Annotated in this window: 19 protein-coding genes; 13 read left to right on the forward strand and 6 right to left on the reverse strand. The window is 62.9% G+C overall.

Features of this window, described 5'->3' with window-relative positions; genetic code table 11:
• The first annotated feature begins 7 nt into the window (after positions 1 to 7).
• Genes tauB through tauD form a run of 3 tightly spaced genes read left to right on the forward strand, consistent with a single transcriptional unit; the run spans position 8 to position 2,491 of the window.
• Positions 8 to 802, forward strand: a complete 795-nt coding sequence (tauB, locus tag LOY45_RS25515; protein WP_233674084.1) for a taurine ABC transporter ATP-binding subunit — start codon at positions 8 to 10, stop codon at positions 800 to 802.
• Entirely contained in the window at positions 799 to 1,638 is an 840-nt protein-coding gene (gene tauC / locus LOY45_RS25520) for a taurine ABC transporter permease TauC (RefSeq protein WP_115084827.1), read from the forward strand. The genes tauB and tauC overlap by 4 nt, the downstream gene beginning before the upstream one ends.
• Positions 1,639 to 1,657: 19 nt before the next feature.
• Entirely contained in the window at positions 1,658 to 2,491 is an 834-nt protein-coding gene (gene tauD, locus LOY45_RS25525; protein WP_115084826.1) for a taurine dioxygenase, read from the forward strand.
• 87 nt (positions 2,492 to 2,578) lie between these two features.
• Here the strand turns inward: tauD and betT are convergent, their stop codons facing one another.
• The gene (gene betT, locus LOY45_RS25530) at positions 2,579 to 4,579 is read right to left on the reverse strand and encodes a choline transporter BetT (RefSeq protein ID WP_115084825.1); all 2,001 of its coding nucleotides are present in this window, start codon (positions 4,577 to 4,579) and stop codon (positions 2,579 to 2,581) included.
• Between the two features lie 173 nt (positions 4,580 to 4,752).
• A complete protein-coding gene (gene epsC, locus LOY45_RS25535; protein ID WP_115084824.1) occupies positions 4,753 to 5,685 on the reverse strand; it encodes a serine O-acetyltransferase EpsC in 933 nt (310 codons plus the stop codon).
• Positions 5,686 to 5,878: 193 nt separating this feature from the next.
• Here epsC and LOY45_RS25540 point away from each other — a divergent pair, with 193 nt between their 5' ends.
• The 10 genes from LOY45_RS25540 (at position 5,879) to LOY45_RS25585 (ending at position 15,914) form a co-directional block, all read left to right on the forward strand.
• Positions 5,879 to 6,877 (forward strand): D-cysteine desulfhydrase, encoded by a 999-nt coding sequence (locus LOY45_RS25540; RefSeq protein ID WP_115084823.1) that lies wholly within the window; start codon positions 5,879 to 5,881, stop codon positions 6,875 to 6,877.
• Positions 6,878 to 6,983: 106 nt separating this feature from the next.
• Positions 6,984 to 7,784, forward strand: a complete 801-nt coding sequence (gene tcyJ, locus LOY45_RS25545; protein ID WP_115084822.1) for a cystine ABC transporter substrate-binding protein — start codon at positions 6,984 to 6,986, stop codon at positions 7,782 to 7,784.
• On the forward strand, positions 7,784 to 8,449 hold the full coding sequence (tcyL, locus tag LOY45_RS25550) for a cystine ABC transporter permease (RefSeq protein ID WP_115084821.1): 666 nt from the start codon (positions 7,784 to 7,786) through the stop codon (positions 8,447 to 8,449). Before tcyJ ends, tcyL begins: the two co-directional genes overlap by 1 nt.
• 3 nt (positions 8,450 to 8,452) lie before the next feature.
• Positions 8,453 to 9,214 (forward strand): L-cystine ABC transporter ATP-binding protein TcyN, encoded by a 762-nt coding sequence (gene tcyN / locus LOY45_RS25555; protein WP_115084820.1) that lies wholly within the window; start codon positions 8,453 to 8,455, stop codon positions 9,212 to 9,214.
• A gap of 277 nt (positions 9,215 to 9,491) precedes the next feature.
• Complete coding sequence (locus LOY45_RS25560) at positions 9,492 to 10,733, forward strand: SfnB family sulfur acquisition oxidoreductase (protein ID WP_258578551.1); 1,242 nt, start codon at positions 9,492 to 9,494, stop codon at positions 10,731 to 10,733.
• A gap of 22 nt (positions 10,734 to 10,755) precedes the next feature.
• Positions 10,756 to 11,961, forward strand: a complete 1,206-nt coding sequence (locus LOY45_RS25565; RefSeq protein ID WP_258578552.1) for an SfnB family sulfur acquisition oxidoreductase — start codon at positions 10,756 to 10,758, stop codon at positions 11,959 to 11,961.
• A complete protein-coding gene (locus LOY45_RS25570) occupies positions 11,961 to 13,352 on the forward strand; it encodes an LLM class flavin-dependent oxidoreductase (RefSeq protein WP_134064882.1) in 1,392 nt (463 codons plus the stop codon). The genes LOY45_RS25565 and LOY45_RS25570 overlap by 1 nt, the downstream gene beginning before the upstream one ends.
• Entirely contained in the window at positions 13,345 to 14,148 is an 804-nt protein-coding gene (locus tag LOY45_RS25575; RefSeq protein ID WP_115084815.1) for a MetQ/NlpA family ABC transporter substrate-binding protein, read from the forward strand. The genes LOY45_RS25570 and LOY45_RS25575 overlap by 8 nt, the downstream gene beginning before the upstream one ends.
• A gap of 1 nt (position 14,149) precedes the next feature.
• Positions 14,150 to 15,280 carry a methionine ABC transporter ATP-binding protein gene (locus LOY45_RS25580; protein ID WP_258578553.1) on the forward strand — a complete coding sequence of 377 codons (1,131 nt, stop codon included), beginning with the start codon at positions 14,150 to 14,152 and terminating at the stop codon, positions 15,278 to 15,280.
• Positions 15,270 to 15,914 (forward strand): methionine ABC transporter permease, encoded by a 645-nt coding sequence (locus LOY45_RS25585; RefSeq protein ID WP_036994912.1) that lies wholly within the window; start codon positions 15,270 to 15,272, stop codon positions 15,912 to 15,914. The genes LOY45_RS25580 and LOY45_RS25585 overlap by 11 nt, the downstream gene beginning before the upstream one ends.
• A gap of 87 nt (positions 15,915 to 16,001) precedes the next feature.
• Here LOY45_RS25585 and LOY45_RS25590 read toward each other — a convergent pair whose 3' ends face one another.
• From LOY45_RS25590 to LOY45_RS25605, 4 genes are all read right to left on the reverse strand, one after another.
• On the reverse strand, positions 16,002 to 16,457 hold the full coding sequence (locus tag LOY45_RS25590) for an REP-associated tyrosine transposase (RefSeq protein WP_115084813.1): 456 nt from the start codon (positions 16,455 to 16,457) through the stop codon (positions 16,002 to 16,004).
• A gap of 166 nt (positions 16,458 to 16,623) precedes the next feature.
• Entirely contained in the window at positions 16,624 to 19,671 is a 3,048-nt protein-coding gene (locus LOY45_RS25595) for an efflux RND transporter permease subunit (protein WP_258578554.1), read from the reverse strand.
• The gene (locus LOY45_RS25600) at positions 19,668 to 20,738 is read right to left on the reverse strand and encodes an efflux RND transporter periplasmic adaptor subunit (RefSeq protein WP_115084811.1); all 1,071 of its coding nucleotides are present in this window, start codon (positions 20,736 to 20,738) and stop codon (positions 19,668 to 19,670) included. The genes LOY45_RS25595 and LOY45_RS25600 overlap by 4 nt, the downstream gene beginning before the upstream one ends.
• Positions 20,735 to 21,826 (reverse strand): efflux RND transporter periplasmic adaptor subunit, encoded by a 1,092-nt coding sequence (locus LOY45_RS25605; RefSeq protein ID WP_115084810.1) that lies wholly within the window; start codon positions 21,824 to 21,826, stop codon positions 20,735 to 20,737. Before LOY45_RS25605 ends, LOY45_RS25600 begins: the two co-directional genes overlap by 4 nt.
• Positions 21,827 to 21,962 lie beyond the last annotated feature (136 nt).

Below are 21,962 nucleotides of genomic sequence, written 5' to 3' on the forward strand. Positions count from 1 at the left end.
GCAGACCATGGCCCTGTTACAACTGGAGCGCATCAGCGCACAGTACCCCGGCGCGGCCGAGCCGGTGCTGGCCGACATCAACCTGAGCCTGGGCCCGCAGCAATTGCTGGTGGCCCTCGGCCCTTCGGGCAGCGGCAAGACCTCGCTGCTCAATCTGATTGCCGGTTTCGTGGCGCCCAGCAGCGGCCGTATCACCCTCGACGGCGTCCCGGTGCAAGGCCCCGGCGCCGAGCGCGGCGTGGTGTTCCAGGATGATGCGCTGCTGCCCTGGCAGGATGTGCTGGCCAACGTTGCCTTCGGCCTGGAACTGGCCGGGGTACCGCGCGCCAAGCGGGAAACCAAGGCCCGCGAGATGCTCGCCCTGGTCGACCTGGCGGACTTTGCCAGCCGGCGAATCTGGCAGCTGTCCGGTGGCCAGAAGCAGCGCGTGGGCCTGGCCCGGGCGCTGGCTGCCGACCCGCGTGTGCTGCTGATGGACGAGCCGTTTGGCGCACTGGATGCCTTTACCCGTGAACAGATGCAGGAGTTGCTGCTGCAAGTCTGGCAGCGCACCGCCAAACCAGTGTTCCTGATTACCCACGACATTGAAGAGGCGGTGTTCCTCGCCACCGAACTGGTTTTGCTGGCGCCGAATCCCGGGCAGATCGTCGAACGCCTGCAACTGGATTTCGGCCAGCGCTACAGCGCCGGCGAGCCGGCCCGCTCGATCAAGTCCGACCCGCGCTTTATCGAAACCCGCGAGCACGTGCTGGCCCGGGTGTTCTCCCAACGCAGTGCCGCGACGCGGCAGGAGTCTGCATGAGCAGCCTGGATGTCCCGGTAGCGGCCAAACGCGCCGCCAGCCAAACCACGCCGAGCAAACCCCGGCGCAGTCTGAGCACCCGCTGGATCAGCGCCCTGACCCTGGCCACGCTGTTGCTGGTGTGGTGGGCGGTTACCGCCGCCGAATGGATCGAGCCGTTGTTTTTGCCCTCACCCGAAGCGGTGCTGAGCAAGGCCTGGTTGCTACTGACCCAGGGCTACATGGAATCCACCCTGTGGCAGCATCTGGGCGCCAGCCTGCAACGTATTGGCCTGGCCCTCGCTGCGGCGATCGTCACGGCGATTCCGATCGGTATTGCCATCGGCCATAACCGTATCGCCCGCGGCATTCTCGACCCGCTGATCGAGTTCTACCGGCCGATTCCGCCCCTGGCCTACCTGCCGCTGATCGTGATCTGGTGCGGCATCGGCGAGCTGTCGAAAGTGCTGCTGATTTATCTTGCGATCTTCGCCCCGATCGCCATTGCCACCGCCACTGGCGTGCGTACCGTCGACCCCACCAAGCTGCGCGCGGCGCAGTCGTTGGGGGCCACGCGCTGGCAGCTGATTCGCCATGTGATCCTGCCCAGCGCCCTGCCCGACATTCTCACCGGCGTACGCATCGGCCTGGGTGTCGGCTGGTCGACCCTGGTGGCGGCCGAGCTGATCGCCGCCACCAGCGGCCTGGGTTTCATGGTCCAGTCGGCGGCGCAGTTCCTGGTAACCGATGTGGTGGTGCTGGGCATCCTGGTGATCGCGCTGATTGCCTTCGCCCTGGAGATGGGCCTGCGCGCCCTGCAGCGCAAGCTGGTGCCCTGGCACGGCCAGAGCCATTGACAACGGATAGAGAACAACCATGAGCCTGACCATTACCCCGCTGAGCCCTGCCCTCGGCGCCCAGATCAGCGGCATCGACCTCAGCCGCGAAATCAGCCAAGAACAACGCGACGCCATCGAACAGGCACTGCTCAAGCATCAGGTGCTGTTCTTTCGCGACCAGCCGATCAACCCGCAGCAGCAGGCCGAATTTGCCGCGCGCTTTGGCGACCTGCATATCCATCCGATCTACCCGAATGTGCCGGAAACCCCACAGGTGCTGGTGCTCGATACCGCCGTCACCGACGTGCGCGACAACGCCATCTGGCACACCGACGTGACCTTCCTGCCGACCCCGGCGCTGGGTGCCGTGCTCAGTGCCAAGCAACTGCCGGCCTACGGCGGCGATACCTTGTGGGCCAGTGGCATCGCTGCCTACGAGGCGCTGTCGGCACCGCTGCAGCAGCTGCTTGCTGGCCTTACCGCGACCCATGACTTCACCAAGTCGTTTCCGCTGGAGCGCTTCGGTACCACCCCTGAAGACCTGGCGCGCTGGGAAGCGGCACGGCGCAACAACCCGCCGTTGTCGCACCCGGTGATCCGTACTCACCCGGTGAGCGGGCGCAAGGCGCTGTTCGTCAACGACGGTTTCACCACCCGCATCAACGAACTGAGCGAGGCTGAAAGCGAGGCAATTCTCAAGCTGCTGTTCGCTCACGCGACCCGTCCGGAGTTCACCATTCGCTGGCGCTGGCAGGAAAACGACGTGGCGTTCTGGGATAACCGCGTGACCCAGCATTACGCGGTGGATGATTACCGGCCGGTGCGGCGGGTGATGCACCGGGCGACGATTCTGGGGGACGCGCCGTTTTAAAGATCCATCGCGGCGCTACCATCGCTGGCAAGCCAGCTCCCACAAAACCCTGTGGGAGCTGGCTTGCCAGCGATGGGGCCAGAAAAATCAACGCACCAGGTGCAAGAACTGCATATGCCGCTCGTACTGATCGAGAATGTCGTTGATGATCTGCTCCTTGCTGTAGCCAACCAGGTCGTAATCCTGGCTGCCTTCGCTCAGGTGCACTTCGGCACGGTAGTAGCGGCGGTTCTTCAGTTCCTGGGTACCCAGGCCCCCCAAGGCAAATGATGGGGTGAAGTAACCGCGCATCTGCACCTGGTAAATGAACGGCTGCTCTTCACCATGGCCAATCTTCAAACTGACGTTGTCGTGGCTCGGGTCTTCCTGGGTGATGACATGCAGACCCTTCTCGCCAAACACTTGGGTCACCTCGGCAATCGCCGGGCGCACCACGTCATCCATGAAGCGATACACCTCATCGCGTGACGGGAAGTGCACGGCCTGGCTCAAACGCTGACGCCAGCCACCACGGCCACGCCGCGAGTTGGCGAACGGTGCCAGCGAATGCAGCTGGGCGATCTGCCGTTGCGATTCCAGGTAGAACGCCTTGTGCAGGCCCCACATCATCAACAGCAGGATCACCGAGAACGGCAGCGAGGTGAGCACCACCGCCGACTTCAGCGAATCGATGCTGCCGGCGAACAACAACCCGCTGGTCACCAGCGCGGTCATCGCGCCCCAGAACACCCGCAGCCAGTTCGGACCGTCTTCGTCGGCGTTGCCGCCACGTGCAGAGAGGGTCGAGAGCACCACGGTGCCGGAGTCGGCGGAGGTCACGAAGAACACGAAGCTGATGAACACCGTGACGGCAATCACCGCCTTGCTCCACGGGTAGGTTTCCAGCAACAGATAGAGGGTCATCGACGGGTTGTCGAGGGCCGATTGGCCCAGCGCGGTCATGCCGTGTTCGAGCACCTGGAACAGCGCGCTGTTACCAAAGATCGACATCCACGCCAGGGTGAAACCCAGGGGAATCAGCAGTACGCCAAAGACAAACTCGCGGATGGTCCGGCCGCGGGAAATCCGCGCAATGAACAGGCCGACAAACGGCGCCCAGGCAATCCACCAGGCCCAGTAGAACACGGTCCAGCCGCCCAGCCACTCATTGGCCTGGTTGTAGGCGTAGACGTCAAAACTCTTGCGTGGCAAGGCGCCGAGATAGTCACCGAGGTTCTGGATCAGGGTATTGAACAGGTGCTGGGTGGGCCCGGCGAACAGCACGAACAGCAGCAGCGCGCAGGCCAGGAACATGTTGATGTCGGACATCACCCGCACGCCCTTCTCGACCCCGGCTACTGCCACGGCGACCGCCGCACCCATCATCAGGGTGATGAGGATCACCTGCACCCACTGGGTATGCGGGACGCCGAACAGGTAGTCCAGGCCAGAGTTGAGGTGCAGCACGCCAAAGCCCATGTCGGCGCCCAGACCGAACACCGTGGCGATGATGCCGAAGCCGTCCACGGCGTAACCGATCGGGCCGTTGATGCGCTTGCCGATCAGCGGATACAGCGCCGAACGCAAGGCCAGCGGCAGGTTGTGCCGGTAGGCGAAATACGCCAGGGCCATGCCGACAAAGGCGAACACGCCCCAGCCATGCAGGCCCCAGTGCAGGAACAGCAGCTGCATCGCCTGGCGCCCAGCCTCGACCGTGCCGGCCTCGCCTTGCGGCGGCTGGAGCATGTGGGTCAGGGGTTCGGAGACACAGAAGAAGAACAGGGTAATGCTGATGCCTGCTGCGAACAGCATGCCGGCCCAGGACAGGTAGCTGAACTCGGGCTCGTCGTGGTCGGCACCGAGCTTGATCTTGCCGTAGCCAGACAAGGCGGTGACCACCACGAAGACCAGATACAGCGTCATCGCCAGCATGTAGTACCAGCCAACGGTGTTGGCCGCCCAGTTCTGCGCCGCCAGCAGCCACTCGCCAGCGGCTTGCGGATTGCTGATGACCACCAGGCCGAATATCAGGATAAAGCTCGCCGCGAAGTAGAAAACCGGCGGATTCATGCGGATCTTGCCGCTGGAGTCGGGGCTGGGTGCACTCATTGGGCGTGCACCTCGCCGAGGGGGGAGAAGCTTGGATTGAACGGGTTCAGCAAAGGGTTTCCTCCTGTTGAACACCGGCAGCGGACCACCGTTTTAACTTGAACAAGCGTTCAAGTTAAACATGGATGGGGGTCGCGATGCGACCCGTTGCCGCAAGCCAAGCTTTGGGTCGCCTACTTCTGGGTACCGTCATCATGCTGCAGATTGGCCTGGGTCAGGTTGCTGCCCGGGGCCACGCTGCGGGTCAGCCAGACGTTGCCGCCGATGGTCGAACCCTTGCCGATGGTGATTCGTCCCAGAATAGTCGCGCCGGCATAAATCACCACGTCGTCCTCGACAATCGGGTGACGCGGATGGCCCTTCTGCAACTGCCCGTCTTCGTCCGCCGGGAAGCGTTTGGCGCCCAGGGTAACGGCCTGGTAGATGCGTACCCGCTCGCCGATGATCGCCGTTTCGCCGATCACCACGCCGGTGCCGTGGTCGATGAAGAAGCTCGGGCCGATTTGCGCGCCGGGATGGATATCGATGCCGGTGACCGAGTGGGCCAGCTCCGAACTGATCCGTGCCAGCAATGGCAGGCCGGCCCGGTACAGATGGTGGGCCAGGCGGTGGTGGATGACGGCGAGAATACCCGGGTAGCACAGCAGCACCTCATCGACGCTGCGCGCCGCCGGGTCACCGTGGAAAGCGGCCAGCACATCGGTATCGAGGATGCTGCGCAGGCCCGGCAAGGCCGCGGCAAAGTCCTGGATCAGGCGCAAGGCCTTGGCATCGATCTCGGACGATGTGTTTTTACCTTGGCGAGCGACATAACGCAGTTCAAGGCGGGCCTGGGCAAGCAATGCGGTCAGGGCCGCGTCGAGGGTATGGCCGACATAAAAGTCTTCGCTCTCTTCACGCAGGTCGACCGGACCCAGGCGCATAGGGAACAAGGCACCACACAACTGCTCGAGAATATGCCGCACCGCTTCGCGCGAAGGCAGCTCACGGCCGCCTTGCTCGCCGCTGCTGCGACCATTGCTGCTGCGCCACTGATCGCGGGCGGCACGCAGCTGGCCGACGATGGTTTGCAGCTGCCAATGCCCTGATTGCGCGTTCTCGCTCACGGTTACCTCTCCTGCTGCAGCGGCGGTCGGTGGGTTGAAGTTCCGCCACAATTGACGATCACTTTACGGCAAATTCCTACAGGGGAAAAAATAACCCTTTATTCCAGAACGCGATAAAGGCGGCATAAGCCAGGTAGTTGCCCGCACGCCGCAGGCTGCTTATAGTCAAATTTTACCTAGCCGACGTGACCCCATGATCGACCGACAGCTTGCCCGCTTCAATCGTCTGGACTTGCTTGGCGCCCCCACCGCGCTGGAAAAACTCCATCGCCTCTCGGCCTGGGCTGGCCGCGACATCTACGTTAAACGCGACGATTGCACGCCGCTGGCGATGGGCGGCAACAAGCTGCGCAAGCTCGAATACCTGGCCGCCGACGCCCTGAGCAAAGGTGCCGACACCCTGGTCACCGCCGGGGCGATCCAGTCCAACCATGTGCGCCAGACCGCAGCCCTGGCCGCTCAATTGGGCCTGACGTGTGTAGCTCTGCTGGAAAACCCGATCGGTACCGATTCGCTCAACTACCGGCAGAACGGCAACCGACTGTTGCTGGAGTTGTTCGACGCCAAGGTCGAACTGGTCGACAACCTCGATAATGCCGATGAACAACTGCAAGCCCTGGCGGTGCGCCTGCACGCCAGCGGGCGCAAACCCTACATCGTGCCGATTGGCGGCTCCAACGCGCTGGGTGCCTTGGGTTATGTACGCGCAGGCCTTGAGCTGGCACAGCAGATCGAACATTGCGGCGAGCAGTTCGCCGGGGTAGTACTGGCTTCTGGTAGCGCCGGCACCCACAGCGGCCTGGCCATCGCCCTGGCGCACAAACTGCCGAAACTGCCGGTGATCGGCGTGACCGTATCGCGCAGCGATGAAGACCAGCGGCCGAAAGTCCAGGGCCTGGCCGAACGCACCGCCGAGCTGTTGGGCGTGCGTTTGCCAGAAACCTTCAAGATCGAACTGTGGGACGAGTACTTCGCCCCACGCTATGGCGAACCGAACGCTGGCACCCTTGCCGCCATTCGCTTATTGGCCAGCCAGGAAGGATTGCTGCTCGACCCGGTGTATACCGGCAAGGCCATGGCCGGGCTGCTCGACGGCATTGCCCGCCAGCGCTTCGACGACGGCCCGCTGATTTTTCTGCATACCGGTGGGGCACCGGCATTATTCGCCTACCCTGAGGTCTGGAACGGCTAATCAACTTATTTGAAAATGATATAAGAGCATGAATTTATATTATTTTTCAGACTAAAAGCGTCACCCTATAGTCAGCGCCACACTCACAACAACATTGGGGCTAACCATGAAGATTTCCGCTTTCGGTAAACAGGCAGTAGCCGCCGGCCTTGGCCTGCTGCTCGGGGCCAGCCTGCTCGGCCAGGCTGTGGCTGGCGAGCAACTGCAGCAGATCAAGGACAAGGGCGTGATCAACATCGGCCTTGAAGGCACCTATCCACCGTTCAGCTTCGTCGATGCCGACGGTAAGCTGGCCGGCTTTGAGGTGGAACTCTCCGAGGCCCTGGCCAAGGAGCTGGGGGTCAAGGTCAAGCTGCAACCGACCAAGTGGGACGGCATCCTCGCGGCCCTGGAGTCCAAGCGCCTGGATGCGGTGGTCAACCAGGTAACCATCTCCGAAGAACGCAAGAAGAAGTACGACTTCTCCGAGCCCTACACTGTTTCCGGGATTCAGGCGCTTGTGCTGACGAAAAAGGCCGCCGACCTGAACATCAAGTCCGCTGCCGACCTGGGCGGCAAGAAAGTCGGCGTGGGCCTGGGCACCAACTACGAACAGTGGGTCAAAGCCAATGTGCCGACCGCTGACGTGCGCACATACGAAGACGATCCAACCAAGTTCCAGGACCTGCGTGTCGGCCGTATCGACGCTATCCTGATCGACCGTCTGGCCGCACTGGAATACGCCAAGAAAGCCAAGGACACCACCGCCGCCGGTGACGCGTTCTCCCGCCAGGAAGCCGGTATTGCCCTGCGCAAAGGCGAGCCGGAACTGCTGGCCGCCGTGAACAAGGCCATCGACAAGCTGCGCGCCGACGGCACGCTGAAAAAGCTTTCGGAAAAGTACTTCAACGCTGACGTCACTCAATAATGGAAGAAGCTTTCCAACTCGCAATAGAGTCCGCGCCCTTCCTGCTCAGGGGCGCGTACTTCACGGTAGTCCTCAGCCTCGGCGGGATGTTCTTTGGCCTGCTGCTGGGCTTCAGCCTGGCGTTGATGCGCCTGTCGTCGCTCAAGCTGCTGAGCTGGACCGCGCGGGTCTACGTCTCGTTCTTTCGCGGCACGCCGCTGCTGGTGCAGCTGTTCATGATCTACTACGGCCTGCCGCAGCTAGGCATCGAGCTCGATCCGCTGCCGGCGGCGCTGATCGGCTTCTCGCTGAACATGGCCGCCTATGCCTGTGAAATCCTTCGCGCCGCAATCAGCTCCATCGACCGCGGCCAGTGGGAGGCGGCCGCCAGCATCGGCATGACCCGTGGCCAGGCCATGCGCCGGGCGATCCTGCCGCAAGCGGCGCGCACCGCCTTGCCGCCACTGGGCAACAGCTTTATCTCGCTGGTCAAGGACACCGCCCTGGCCGCCACCATCCAGGTGCCGGAGCTGTTCCGCCAGGCGCAGCTGATTACTGCGCGCACTTTCGAAATCTTCACCATGTACCTTGCCGCCGCACTGATCTACTGGGTGCTGGCCAGCGTTCTCGCACACCTGCAGAACCGCCTGGAAGCGCGAGTCAACCGGCACGACCAGGAGTCCTGAGGCATGATCGAGGTACAACGACTGAGCAAGCAGTTCAACGGCCAGACCGTGCTCGATGACATCAGCCTCAAGGTCGAGGCCGGCGAGGTGATCGCCATCATCGGCCCCAGCGGTTCCGGCAAAACCACCTTCCTGCGTTGCCTGAACCTGCTGGAAACCCCCAGCAGCGGGCGCATCAAGGTCGGCAATGTGGAGATTGACGCCAACCGTCCGCTCAGCCAGCAAAGCGGGCTGATCCGTCGGCTGCGCCAGGAGGTCGGGTTCGTCTTCCAGAACTTCAACCTGTTCCCCCATCGCACTGCGCTGGAGAACGTCATCGAAGGCCCTCTGGTGGTCAAGAAGACGCCTCGCGAGCAGGCCGTGGCCCTGGGCATGAAGCTGTTGGCCAAGGTCGGCCTGGCCGGCAAAGAGGCCTCCTACCCGCGCAAGCTGTCCGGTGGTCAGCAGCAGCGGGTAGCGATTGCCCGGGCACTGGCCATGGAGCCGGAGGTGATCCTCTTTGACGAGCCGACTTCGGCGCTCGACCCCGAACTGGTCGGCGAAGTGCTGGCGACCATCCGCAGCCTGGCCGAAGAAAAGCGCACCATGATCATCGTCACCCACGAGATGAGTTTTGCCCGCGATGTAGCTAACCGGGTGATCTTCTTCGACAAGGGCGTGATCGTCGAACAGGGCGAAGCCAAGGCGCTGTTTGCCCAGCCGAAAGAAGAACGTACCCGCCAGTTCCTCGGCAAATTCCTCGGCACGCAGAACACCGGTTACTGAGTTTTTCCCTCCCCTGTCCCGCCTTTCTGATAGCGCCTGCCCTGCCCCGGCAGGCGTTCCTCCAGCGACCGCCAAGTACTTCTATATTTATTCCTAAAAGTTAGTTTATTTAATTTTTATACGCTATTAGGGTATATGAACCGGACCACCGGACCAGCGCAATTTTGTCGCCGCACCCCGCGTCGACGTTTTCAATTCGTGAGGTAGGTATGGTCAGGAACACAATCACCCCAGTGCGTAACGCCAGGGCATTGAGTGCAGCCAAGGAGCGGTACTGATGTCCAATCTGGCAGAAACCACAATCCACAGCGACCTGGACAGCGCCCCGCTGTTGTTGCCGGCCAAGGTGCTGAGCAATGACGAGCAAGCCCTGCAGGCGGCCCATGAGCTGGCCGAGGCAGCTCGCGGCCAGGCGGCCAGGCGCGACCAGCAACGCAAGCTGCCCTGGGCAGAAATCGAACAATTCACCCGCAGCGGCCTGGGTAGCATCAGTATCCCGCGGGCGTTTGGCGGCGCGCAGGTGTCGTTTGTCACCATTGCCGAGGTGTTTCGCATCATCAGCGCCGCCGACCCGGCGCTGGGGCAGATCCCGCAAAACCAGTTCGGTATCCTGCAACTGCTCAAAGGCACCGCCACTGAGCGGCAGAAAGAGCTGCTGTTCAAATCAGTGCTCGACGGCTGGCGCATCGGCAATGCCGGGCCGGAACGCGGCACCAAGCACACCCTGGACCTCAAGGCGCGGATCACCCGCGAGGGCGATCATTATGTGCTCAGCGGCCAGAAGTTCTATTCCACCGGCGCCCTGTTTGCCCACTGGGTGGCGGTCAAGGCGCTGAACGACGACGGCCGCCAGGTCATGGCCTTCGTCCGCCGTGGCACCCCGGGCTTGCGCATCGTCGACGACTGGTCCGGTTTCGGCCAACGTACCACCGCCAGCGGCACCGTGTTGCTGGACAAGGTGCAGGTCGACGCCGAACTGGTGATCGATACCTGGAAGCAGGGCGAAGTAGCGAACACCCAGGGCGCCGCATCGCAGCTGATCCAGGCTGCCATTGATGCAGGCATCGCCGAAGCGGCGATTGCCGACACCATCGCTTTTGTCCGCGAAAAAGCCCGGCCGTGGATCGACGCCAAGGTCGATCGCGCCAGTGACGATCTCTACGTGATCGCCGACGTCGGCCGCCTGCAGCTTGAACTGCATGCTGCCCAGGCACTGCTGGGCAAGGCTGCGCGGGTACTCGACGAAGTCAACGCCGCACCGGTCGACGCCGCCGCTGCCGCCCGCGCCTCGATCGCCGTGGCCGAAGCCAAGGTGCTGACCACCGAGATCTCCCTGCAAGCCAGCGAGAAGCTCTTCGAGCTCTCCGGCAGCCGCGCCACCCTGGCCGAGTTCAATCTCGACCGGCACTGGCGCAATGCCCGCGTGCACACCCTGCACGACCCGGTGCGCTGGAAATACCACGCCGTCGGCGCCTATCACCTCAACGGTACCTTGCCTGCCCGGCACTCCTGGATTTGACCAGACCACTGGAGCCCTGTTTATGAGCCTATTGCCACCACCGCACGCTAACGTCGCGGTCATCCACACTGACGCCCAGGCATTGCAAATCGCCGAGGAAATCGCCGTCCAACTGCATCGCGACAGCGCCTTGCGCGACCGCGAACGACGCCTGCCGCACCCTGAACTCGAGCTGTTCTCCCGCTCCGGCCTGTGGGGCATCAGCGTGCCCAAGGCCTATGGCGGCGCTGGCGTATCGAACGTCACCCTGGCCAGGGTCATCGCCCGCATCGCCCAGGCCGACGCCTCGCTGGGGCAAATTCCACAGAACCACTTCTATGCATTGGAAGTGCTGCGGGTGAACGGCACTCCGGAGCAACAGCAGCGCCTGTACGCCGAAGTACTGGCCGGCAAGCGCTTCGGCAATGCCCTGGCCGAGCTCGGCACCAAGACTGCCCACGACCGTACCACTGCCCTGACCCGCGATGGCGACGCTTATCGCATCAATGGCCGCAAGTTCTACGCCACGGGTGCGATCTACGCTCAGCGCATCCCCACGTCGGTCGTCGATGAAGAGGGCATTCAGCGCCTGGCTTTCGTGCCGGCTGACAGCGCTGGATTGAAGGTAATTGACGACTGGAGCGGCTTCGGCCAACGCACCACCGGCAGCGGTTCAGTGGTGTTCGACAACGTGCAGGTCGCCGCCGAGGACGTGCTGCCGTTCCAGAGTGCCTTCGAGCGCCCGACCACGGTCGGCCCGCTGGCGCAGATCCTCCATGCTGCCATTGACACCGGCATCGCCCGCGCCGCCTATGAAGATGCCCTGCACTTCGTGCGCACCCGCAGCCGGCCATGGGTCGACTCCGGTGTCGACCAGGCCAGCGAAGACCCGCTGACCCTGAAGTCCTTCGGCCACCTGGCGATCCGCTTGCACGCTACCGAAGCCCTGCTCGAACGCGCCGGCGAGCACCTCGACCGTGCCCAGGCCGAGCCGAATGCCGAAACCGTCGCCGCCGCCTCCATCGCCGTGGCCGAAGCGCGGGCGATCAGTACCGAGATTTCCCTCGCCGCCGGCACCACGCTGTTTGAGCTGGCCGGCAGCCAGGCAACCCTGGCCGAGCATGGCCTTGATCGACACTGGCGCAACGCCCGGGTGCATACCCTGCACGACCCGGTGCGCTGGAAGTACCACGCCATCGGCAACTACTACCTGAACGATGAAAATCCACCGTTGCGGGGCACCATCTGATGGCCAAGAAGAAGATCCTGCTCAACGCCTTCAACATGAACTGCGTCGGCCATATCAACCACGGCCTGTGGACCCATCCGCGGGACAACTCGAGCCAGTACAAGACCCTCGAATACTGGACCGAGCTGGCCCAGCTACTGGAGCGCGGGCTGTTCGACGGGTTGTTCATTGCCGATATCGTCGGCGTCTACGATGTCTACCAACAGTCCGTCGATGTACCGCTGAAGGAGTCGATCCAGCTTCCGGTCAATGACCCGCTGCTGCTGGTTTCAGCCATGGCCGCCGTCACCCGCAACCTCGGCTTCGGCCTGACCGCCAACCTGACCTACGAGCCGCCTTACCTGTTCGCCCGGCGCCTTTCCACCCTCGACCACCTGAGCCGTGGCCGGGTGGGCTGGAACATCGTCACCGGCTACCTCGACAGCGCAGCCAAGGCCATGGGCCTGGATCAGCAGCCCGAGCACGACCGCCGCTATGACCAGGCCGACGAGTACCTGCAGGTGCTGTACAAGCTCTGGGAAGGCAGCTGGGAAGACGGCGCGGTGGTCAACGACCGCCAGCAGCGGGTCTACGCCCGGCCGGACAAAGTGCACAAGGTCAACCATAAGGGCGAGTTCTACCGGGTCGAGGGTTATCACCTGTGCGAGCCATCGCCACAGCGCACCCCGGTATTGTTCCAGGCCGGCAGCTCCGAGCGCGGCCTGAGCTTTGCCGGCAGCCACGCCGAGTGCGTGTTCATCAGCGGCCAGAACAAGGCCGCCACCCGCGCCCAGGTCGACAAGGTGCGCGCTGCCGCCGTGGCAGCGGGGCGTGACCCGCAGGCGATCAAGGTGTTCATGGGCCTGACGGTGATCGTCGCCCGCACTGAAGAGCAGGCCAAGGCCAAGCACGCCGAGTACCTGCGCTATGCCAGCGCCGAGGCCGGTGTTGCGCACTTTGCCAGCTCCACCGGCATCGATTTCTCCGAGTACGAACTGGACGAGCCGATCCAGTACGTGAAAAGCAACGCCATCCAGTCCGCCACCAAGAACCTGCAGAACAACGACTGGACCCGGCGCAAGCTGCTCGAGCAACACGCCCTTGGCGGACGCTACATCACCCTGATCGGCTCGCCGACCCAGGTCGCCGACGAGCTGGAAAGCTGGATCGCCGAAACCGGCCTGGACGGCTTCAACCTGGCCCGCACGGTTACCCCGGAAAGCTATGTCGATTTCATCGACCTGGTGATCCCCGAGCTGCAACGCCGCGGCTCGTACAAGACCGCCTACGAACAGGGCAGCCTGCGCGAGAAACTCTTCGCCAGCGACCAGCCTCACCTGCCGGCAGACCATCCTGGCGCCAGCTATCGCCACACCCCTACGACCCCGACGGGAGCGCTACAGCATGCTTAAGACCTTTATTGCCCGCCCGGTCGCAGCCCTGGCCCTGACCTTTAGCCTGTTCGGCACCGCCCAGGCCGCCGACGCCTTGAAAGTCGGCACCACCGCAGCCTTTTCCATCCCCCTCGAAGCGGCCGTCAGCGAAGCGAAGAAACAGGGCCTGGACGTCGAGCTGATCGAGTTCAGCGACTGGATCGCGCCCAACGTCAGCCTGGCGGCCGGTGACATCGACGTGAACTACTTCCAGCACATCCCGTTTCTGGAAAACGCCAAGGCCGCCGGCGGTTTCGACCTGGTGCCCTTCGCCCCGGGGATCATCAACAACGTCGGCCTGTACTCGAAAAAATTCAAAAGCTTCGCTGAGTTGCCCGAGGGCGCCAGCGTCGCCATCGCCAACGACCCGATCAACAGCGGCCGCGGTTTGCAGCTGCTGGCCAAGGCCGGTTTGATCACCCTCAAGCCCGGTGTCGGCTACAAGGCCACCGAAGAAGACATCGTCGCCAACCCGAAAAAACTGAAGATCCTCCAGGTCGAAGCGGTGCAACTGGTGCGCGCCTACGATGACGCCGACCTGGTCCAGGGCTACCCGGCCTACATTCGCCTGGCCAAGACCTTCGACGCCACCTCGGCGCTGCTGTTCGACGGCCTGGACCACAAGGAATACGTGATCCAGTTCGTCATCCGCCCGCAGAGCAAGGACGACCCGCGCCTGGCCAGATTCATCGACATCTACCAGCACTCGCCGGTGGTGCGGGCCGCCCTCGACCAGGCCCACGGCAAGCTCTACCAAGCTGGCTGGGAGAGCTGAGATGAGCGCCGTCAGCGCCCGCGTGGCGCAGGAGCAGCAGCGGCCTTTCGCGCCCCTGCAACAGGCCCGGCAACGGGCCTTGCACCCGGAGCTGGGCAACGCCCATGTACGTTTCATCGGCCTGGGCAAGACCTACCCGGGCCAGCAAGCCCCGGCGCTGGACGGCATCGACCTGAACATCCAGCACGGTGAGATCTTCGGCATCATCGGCCGCAGCGGTGCCGGCAAGTCGTCGCTGATCCGTACCATCAACCGCCTGGAGCAACCGAGCCATGGCCGGGTGCTGATCGACCAGGTGGACATTGGCGAGTACGACGAAGACCGCCTGGTGCGCCTGCGCCGGCGCATCGGCATGATCTTCCAGCACTTCAACCTGATGTCGGCCAAGACCGTGTGGCAGAACGTCGAGTTGCCGCTCAAGGTTGCCGGCGTGCCCAAGGCCCAGCGCCAGCGCAAGGTCGCCGAGTTGCTGGAACTGGTCGGGCTGCAGGAAAAGCACCACGTGTACCCGGCTCAGTTGTCCGGCGGGCAGAAACAGCGCGTCGGCATTGCCCGGGCGCTGGTACATGACCCGGAAATTCTGCTGTGTGACGAAGCCACTTCGGCACTAGACCCGGAGACTACCGAGTCGATCCTCGGCCTGCTGCGCGACATCAACCAGCGCCTGGGCCTGACCATCGTGCTGATCACCCATGAGATGGCGGTGATTCGCGATATCTGCCATCGAGTGGTGGTGCTCGAGCGTGGGCGAATCGTCGAGCAGGGTGCCGTCTGGCAAGTGTTTGGCGACCCGCAGCATGAGGTCAGCAAGACCCTGCTTGCACCGTTGCAAGCCGCCCTGCCGGCTGCGTTGCAGGCACGCTTGCAAGCACAGGCGCCCAGCCCGGAAGCGGCGCTGGTGCTCAACCTGCGGGTCAGCGGCAAGGACAAGCAGGCGCCGGAGCTGTCTTCTTTGTTCACCTTGCTCGGCGGCCAGATCAGCCTGCTGCAAGGCGGCATTGAACCGATCCAGGGCCGCGTCCTGGGGCAACTCGTGGTGTCGGTGGCCCACTCGCCGCACAGCCACGAGCAGGTGATTGAGCGCGCCCGGCAATGGGCTGCACAGGTGGAGGTACTGGGTTATGTGGTTTGATCGCTTGCTTCAGGGTGTACTCGACACGCTGCTGATGGTTGGCGTCTCGTCGCTGATTGCCCTGCTCGCCGGTGTACCGCTGGCGGTGATCCTGGTCACCAGCGGCAAGGGCGGGATCTTCGAAGCGCCCACCCTGAACCGGGTGCTCGGCGCCTTCGTCAACCTGTTCCGTTCGATTCCGTTCCTGATCCTGATGGTGGCGCTGATCCCCTTCACCCGTTTGATCGTCGGCACCACCTATGGTGTCTGGGCAGCGGTAGTGCCGCTGACCATTGCCGCCACGCCGTTCTTTGCGCGCATCGCCGAAGTCAGCCTGCGCGAGGTCGACCATGGCCTGATCGAAGCGGCCCAGGCCATGGGTTGCCGGCGCTGGCACATCGTCTGGCATGTGCTGCTGCCAGAAGCCCTGCCGGGTATTGTCGGCGGCTTTACCATCACTTTGGTGACCATGATCAACTCCTCGGCCATGGCTGGCGCCATTGGTGCCGGGGGCCTGGGCGACATTGCCTACCGCTATGGCTACCAGCGCTTCGACAGCCAGATCATGCTGACGGTGATCGTCATGCTGGTGGTGTTGGTGGCGTTGATCCAGCTGGGCGGGGATCGGTTGGCGAAGGGTTTGAACAAGCGCTGAATTCATCGCTGGCAAGCCAGCTCCCACAGGGGCCAGTGCATGCAGAACCTGTGGGAGCTGGCTTGCCAGCGATGGCCGTTACACGGGTCAAAGCCATTCGGCATCCCAATGAGGATAGTCACCAATGTGGTGTACCAAGCCCGCTCGTAATGGATTGGCAACGATATAACGGGCAACCGCGCGAACATCCTCCTCACGACGTAACGCCCGGTCATAAAACCCTTGCTGCCATAGCCGCCCATGGCGATTGCAGGCCTTGTTCACCGCACACGTAGATCGAGATTTGAGTCGGCGCATCAGGGTTTTCAGCGTCACCTGATGCAACTCGATCAGCCAGTGAAAGTGATCAGGCATCACCACCCACGCCAATGATCTGGCCGACTGCTCTTCCTCGGCCTGACGAAACTGGGCAATGATCAATCTGGCCAGCCAGATATCTTCGAAGATGGGCGTGCGGTTCTCGATCACACTGGTCAACAGATACAACCTGCCGGGTTCAGACACGCGCCCCCGGCGTAGTCGATGAGAGGATGGACGTTCCATGTCGCGCTCCCTGAAGATGAACCTTCAAGGTAGCTGCACAAGAAAGGCAAAGTGGGGTGTCAATCAGACCGGATGTTTCTGATGCACCGCATCGCTGGCAAGCCAGCTCCCACAGGGTCTGCACGCACCGGACCCTGTGGGAGCTGGCTTGTCAGCGATGGCGTAGTCAATGGTGCTGCGGCTCGCGGATCTTGTACCAGGCCACATACAGCGCCGGCAAAAACAGCAGGGTCAGCAAGGTCGCCACGATAATCCCGCCAATCATGGCGTAGGCCATCGGCCCCCAGAACACTTCCCGGGCAATCGGGATCATGCCCAGGCTCGCCGCTGCCGCCGTCAGCAGGATCGGCCGGCGCCTGTGGTTGGTCGCTTCCAGTACCGCGTCCCAGGGTGAATAGCCCTGGGCTTCGTACTCGTCGATCTGGGTCACCAGGATCACCGAGTTGCGGATGATGATGCCAATCAGCGCGAGGATCCCCAGGATCGCCACAAAGCCCATCGGCGTGCCCGTCGGCACCAGCGCCAGGACTACACCGATCAAGCCCAGCGGCGCCACGCTGGCGACCAGGAACAGCTTCTGCACGCTGTGCAGCTGGAGCATCAGGAACGTGCCCATCAAAAAGAACATTAATGGCAGCACTTTAGCGATTGGGCCTTGGGCCTTGCCGCTGGCCTCCACCGTACCACCGGTTTCCACCTGGTAGCCCACCGGCAACTTGCTGGCGAAGTCGTCGATCTGCGGTTTGAGTTCACGCACCAGGTCGGTTGGCTGGATATCGCCGCGCACCGCCGCCTTGATGGTAATGGTTGGCTTGCGGTCGCGGCGCCAGACCAGGGGTTGCTCCATCTCGTAACGTACGGTGGCAAAAGCCAGCAGCGGGATCGAGGTGCCATTGGGGGTGACGATCTGCAGGTTTTGCAAGGTCTGCGGCGAGCCACGTTCGCTGTCCTCGGCACGGGCCACGACATTGATCAGGTAGATATTGTCATTCACCTCGGTCACCGGCATGCCGCTGACGATGCTGTTCATCACATTGGCCACGTCCTCGGACGACAAGCCCAACTGGCGCGCCTTGTCCTGGGCGATCTCGATCCGCAACACCTTGCCTGGCTCGTTCCAGTCATAAATCATCTGGCCGATGTTATCGTTGCTGTCCAGCAAGGTTGCCAGCGCGATGGCATGCTGGCGCACCTGATCGATGTCCTTGCCGCTGATCCGATACTGGATTGGCAAGCCCACCGGTGGGCCCATTTCCAGTGACTGAACGTTGCTGCCGATGCCGACGAAGTCCTCGCGCAAGCGCTGCTGCAAGCGCTTGATCAGTACCTCGCGCGCCTCGAAGCTTTTGCTGACGATCACCAGCTGGGCGTAGTAAGGGTTCTGTAGCTGCTGGTCCAGCGGCAGGTAGAAGCGGATCGCACCCTGGCCAATATAGGTACTCCAGCGCACGATATCCGGATCACCCTTGAGCGTCGCCTCCAAGCGGTCCACGGCCTTGCGGGTTTCCTCGATTGAAGCATTCTGCGGCAGGTTCAGATCGACCAGGATTTCCGGGCGATCCGAAGAGGGGAAGAACTGGTTCTGGACAAAGCGCATGCAGAACAACGCCAGCACGAACAACAACACCGTACCGATGATGGTCACCCAGCGATGGCGCACGCACCACAGCAGGCTGTGCTCGAAAGCCTTGCCGACGCGGCCGGGCTCCGCATCATGGGCTTTGACTTTGGTGCTGAGGATATGCACCCCCAGCACTGGCGCGAACATCACGGCCACCACCCAGGACACCAGCAAAGCCGCGGCAATCACTGCGAACAAGGTATAGGTGTATTCCCCCGCCGAACTGGCATTGAGGCCAATGGGTACGAAGCCCGCCACGGTTACCAGAGTACCGGTGAGCATCGGGAATGCCGTCGAGGTGTAGGCGAATGTTGCCGCCTGCTCCTTGCTCTCGCCCTTTTCAAGGCGCGTGACCATCACCTCCACGGTGATCATCGCATCGTCCACCAGCAAGCCCAGGGCAATGATCAAAGCACCCAGGGAAATCCGCTGCATGGTGATACCGCTGTATTCCATGAAGATGAACACCATGGCCAGCACCAGCGGGATCGAGCAGGCCACCACCAGCCCGGCGCGCACGCCGAGGCTGACGAAACTCACCACCAGCACGATGATCACCGCCTCGAACAGCGCGCTGGTGAACCCCCCCACTGCCTCTTCGACCACCACGGCCTGGTCGGACACGGTATGCACGCCAACACCGACCGGTAGTTCGGTAATCACCCGGTCCATCATTTTGTGCAGGTCGGCCCCGAAGGCCTGGATGTTGCCACCGGCCTTCATGCCGATGGCCAGGCCGATGGCGGTCTGACCGTTATAGCGAAACATCGGCGCGGGTGGGTCGACATAACCACGCTGAATCTCGGCAATGTCGGCCAGACGGAAAAAGCGGTCGTTGATGCGCAGGTTGACCGCTTGCAGGTCTTTTTCCGAGGCGAACTGGCCACTGGTGCGCACCGAAACCCGCTCAGGCCCGGCTTCGATAACCCCGGCTGGGGTTACCGCATTCTGGCTCTGCAGGGCTTGCAGCACCTGGCGCTGGTCGATACCGAACGACGCCAGTTTGCGTGTGGAGAAATTCAGGTACAGCACCTCGTCCTGGGTGCCGATCATTTCCACCTTGCCCAGGTTGGGCACTTCGCGGATCTCGGCGCGCACCTGTTCGACGTAGTCGCGCAACTGGCGCATGGTCAGGCCGTCGGCGGTAAAGGCGTAGATCGAACCGTACACATCACCGAATTCGTCGTTGAACCCCGGGCCCTGGATACCCTGGGGAAACTGGCCGCGTATGTCCTGGATCTTCTTGCGCACCTGATACCAGATCTCGGGGATGCTCTCGGCCGGAGTGGTATCGAGCAGGTTGACGTAGACCGTCGACTCACCCGGGCGGGTGTAGCTTTTCACATAGTCGAGCGAATCCAGCTCTTCGAGCTTCTTTTCAATCCGGTCGGTAATCTGGTTGAGGGTTTCATCCTGCGTCGCTCCAGGCCAGCGTGTCTGGATCACCATGGTCTTGATGGTGAATGACGGGTCTTCCTCGCGCCCCAGGTTCATGTAGGAAAGTACGCCCATCAGCAAGCCGACGAACATCAGGTACCAGACAAAGGATTGGTGCTTCAGCGCCCACTCCGATAGGTTGAAGCTTCCTTTCATCGTGGATCTTCCTCATCGACTTTGACTTTCTGGCCCGGCTTCAAGCTGTTCACGCCTGCCGTCACCACCCGTTCGCCTGCCTGCACCCCTGAGCTCAGCACGACGCTGTCGGATGTACGTTCCATCAGTTTCACCTCGCGCACAGCGACGGTGTTCTGCTGCGGATCGACCACCCAGACCTGGGTCTGCCCATCCCGTTCCAGCAATGCCGATAGCGGCAGCTCAGTTCGCGGCGACACCAGGGAAGTCAAGGTGACGCTGATGGCTGTGCCCAGGTGAAAAGCCGCCGGAGTGTCGACCAGGGTCAGTCGCGCGCGCCGGGTGCGGGTGGCAGCATCGGCCTGGGGTTCGAGTTCACGCAGGGTCGCGGCGGTATTGATGCTGGGGTCCAGCTGCGAAGCGACCTGGAATTTCAGTTCGGTCGTCAGCTGCTCGGCCAGGTACGTCGGCAGATCGATCACCGCCTCCTTGATATCCGGCCTGGCCAGGGTGACCACGGCCTGACCGGCACTGACCGTCTGCCCTGCCTCGGCTTGCCAGTTGGTGACCACTGCCGCGTGGTCGGTACGCAGTTCGCTGTAGCCAAGCTGGTCACGCGCCTGGGCCACGGCCGCGCGCGCCTGCTCCAGCGCGGCGGTGGTGGTTTTCAGGTCGGTCTGGGCAATGTCCAGCTGCGCCTGGGCGCCCACGCCGCGGTCGTACAACTGTTGCTGGCGGCGAGCATTGGCCTGGGCGTTGATCCATTGCGCCTGGACTTTGGCCAGGTCGCCTTCGGCGGCGCGCAACTGGTTACGCTGATCAGTCGGATCAAGGCTGGCAAGCAAGTCACCCGGTTTCACCTGACTGCCGACATCGACCCAGCGTCGGGCGATGCGACCGCCCACACGAAAACCCAAGGTACTCTCGTAGCGCGCCTGGATGCTGCCAGCGAAACGGCCCAGGTTGGCCTGGACCTGAGGCTCGGCGATCATCGACAACACAGGCCGGACCGGTTCAGGCGCAGTCGCCTGCTGTTCACAACCGCTGAGCAACAGCAGGCTGCACAGGCCCAGGGTCACGGTTCTCATTGCGCCACCCCGCTGTCCTTGTTCGCGGCGATTTCCACCTGCATGCCCGGGTTCAGCAGTTGTCCGCCCGCCACCACCACGGTCTCCCCGCCCTTGAGGCCCTCGCCGACCACCACCTTGCCCGTGAGGTAACGAATCACCTTGACCTGCTGCAGGCTGACCTTGTTGCCTTCGCCCACCACCCACACAGCTGGGTCATGCAGGGCCTTGGTCAGGGCCGACCAGGGCAACTCGACGCTTGGCTTGCCCTGGCTGCTACCGGTAGCGGTGACGGCCGAACCGAGTTCCATTCCCGCCGGGACCTGGTCCAGGGCCACCTTGACCTGCACCGTGCCGCTTTGCGCCGACACCGTCGGGGTGACTTCCCGCACATGGCCCTGGGTCTGGATCTTCGGGTCATCGACCAGGCGCACGGTGATGGCATGCTCGCTCGGCGGCGCCACCAGCAAGGACTCATAGACGTTGAACACCGCATCACGCTCGCCATCGCGGGCCAGGCTGAAAATCGGCACCGTGGCCTGGACCACCTGGCCGACTTCGGCCTGGCGCTCGGTGATCACCCCGTCCGCCTCGGCCACCAGGGCGGTGTAGCTCAGCTGTTCACGGGCGTTGGCCAGTTGTGCCTGAGCGGCCTTGAGGGCGCTCTGGCTGCTGCGCAAAGCCGCTTCGGCAGAGTCGTACTCACTCTGGCTGGTGTAACCCTTGGGCAATAGCTTTTGCTGACGGACAAAGGCGGCGGCGGTCTGGGTCACGCGCGCCTGTTCGGCAAAGACTTCGGCCTTGGCCGAATCGACATTGGTCTGCAAGTCCTTGGGGTCGAGCCGGGCCAGGACCTGGTTGGCCTTGATGTGATCGCCGACGTCGACGCTGCGGGCAATGATCTTGCCGCCCACGCGAAACGAAAGATCGGTCTGCACCCGCGCTTGAACATCACCGGTCAGCGTCACCGAAGCCGCGAAATCACTGGGCTCAACTCGTTGTACGCCGACCCTGGGCAGCTCGGCTTCAGCAGCCTTTTTTTCGCCGCACCCCGCCAGCACCAACAACACCCCCAGGCAGACGATCGATAAAGAACGCGACACCGTCATGCAGGCTCCTTGCACGTGCCAGATCTATTGAGGAATGCGAGTGTTAGCGTAGATCAGGGATCCACTTGCCGCTTGTCGGCATACACAATTCGTTCACCACGCAGAATCGGCGATACTGGCCTCTTTGCCTGAACGG

This window comes from Pseudomonas wadenswilerensis, from assembly GCF_024749185.1.
GTDB classification, from domain to species: Bacteria; Pseudomonadota; Gammaproteobacteria; order Pseudomonadales; family Pseudomonadaceae; genus Aquipseudomonas; species Aquipseudomonas wadenswilerensis.

What these genes read in the sequence shown, in the direction of transcription:
- tauB (WP_233674084.1), top strand. Translation starts at nt 8, where the DNA reads ATGGCCCTGTTACAACTGGAGCGCATCAGCGCACAGTACCCCGGCGCG.
- tauC (WP_115084827.1), top strand. Translation starts at nt 799, where the DNA reads ATGAGCAGCCTGGATGTCCCGGTAGCGGCCAAACGCGCCGCCAGCCAA.
- tauD (WP_115084826.1), top strand. Translation starts at nt 1,658, where the DNA reads ATGAGCCTGACCATTACCCCGCTGAGCCCTGCCCTCGGCGCCCAGATC.
- betT (WP_115084825.1), bottom strand. Translation starts at nt 4,579, where the DNA reads ATGAGTGCACCCAGCCCCGACTCCAGCGGCAAGATCCGCATGAATCCG.
- LOY45_RS25540 (WP_115084823.1), top strand. Translation starts at nt 5,879, where the DNA reads ATGATCGACCGACAGCTTGCCCGCTTCAATCGTCTGGACTTGCTTGGC.
- tcyJ (WP_115084822.1), top strand. Translation starts at nt 6,984, where the DNA reads ATGAAGATTTCCGCTTTCGGTAAACAGGCAGTAGCCGCCGGCCTTGGC.
- tcyL (WP_115084821.1), top strand. Translation starts at nt 7,784, where the DNA reads ATGGAAGAAGCTTTCCAACTCGCAATAGAGTCCGCGCCCTTCCTGCTC.
- tcyN (WP_115084820.1), top strand. Translation starts at nt 8,453, where the DNA reads ATGATCGAGGTACAACGACTGAGCAAGCAGTTCAACGGCCAGACCGTG.
- LOY45_RS25560 (WP_258578551.1), top strand. Translation starts at nt 9,492, where the DNA reads ATGTCCAATCTGGCAGAAACCACAATCCACAGCGACCTGGACAGCGCC.
- LOY45_RS25565 (WP_258578552.1), top strand. Translation starts at nt 10,756, where the DNA reads ATGAGCCTATTGCCACCACCGCACGCTAACGTCGCGGTCATCCACACT.
- LOY45_RS25570 (WP_134064882.1), top strand. Translation starts at nt 11,961, where the DNA reads ATGGCCAAGAAGAAGATCCTGCTCAACGCCTTCAACATGAACTGCGTC.
- LOY45_RS25575 (WP_115084815.1), top strand. Translation starts at nt 13,345, where the DNA reads ATGCTTAAGACCTTTATTGCCCGCCCGGTCGCAGCCCTGGCCCTGACC.
- LOY45_RS25580 (WP_258578553.1), top strand. Translation starts at nt 14,150, where the DNA reads ATGAGCGCCGTCAGCGCCCGCGTGGCGCAGGAGCAGCAGCGGCCTTTC.
- LOY45_RS25585 (WP_036994912.1), top strand. Translation starts at nt 15,270, where the DNA reads ATGTGGTTTGATCGCTTGCTTCAGGGTGTACTCGACACGCTGCTGATG.
- LOY45_RS25590 (WP_115084813.1), bottom strand. Translation starts at nt 16,457, where the DNA reads ATGGAACGTCCATCCTCTCATCGACTACGCCGGGGGCGCGTGTCTGAA.
- LOY45_RS25595 (WP_258578554.1), bottom strand. Translation starts at nt 19,671, where the DNA reads ATGAAAGGAAGCTTCAACCTATCGGAGTGGGCGCTGAAGCACCAATCC.
- LOY45_RS25600 (WP_115084811.1), bottom strand. Translation starts at nt 20,738, where the DNA reads ATGAGAACCGTGACCCTGGGCCTGTGCAGCCTGCTGTTGCTCAGCGGT.
- LOY45_RS25605 (WP_115084810.1), bottom strand. Translation starts at nt 21,826, where the DNA reads ATGACGGTGTCGCGTTCTTTATCGATCGTCTGCCTGGGGGTGTTGTTG.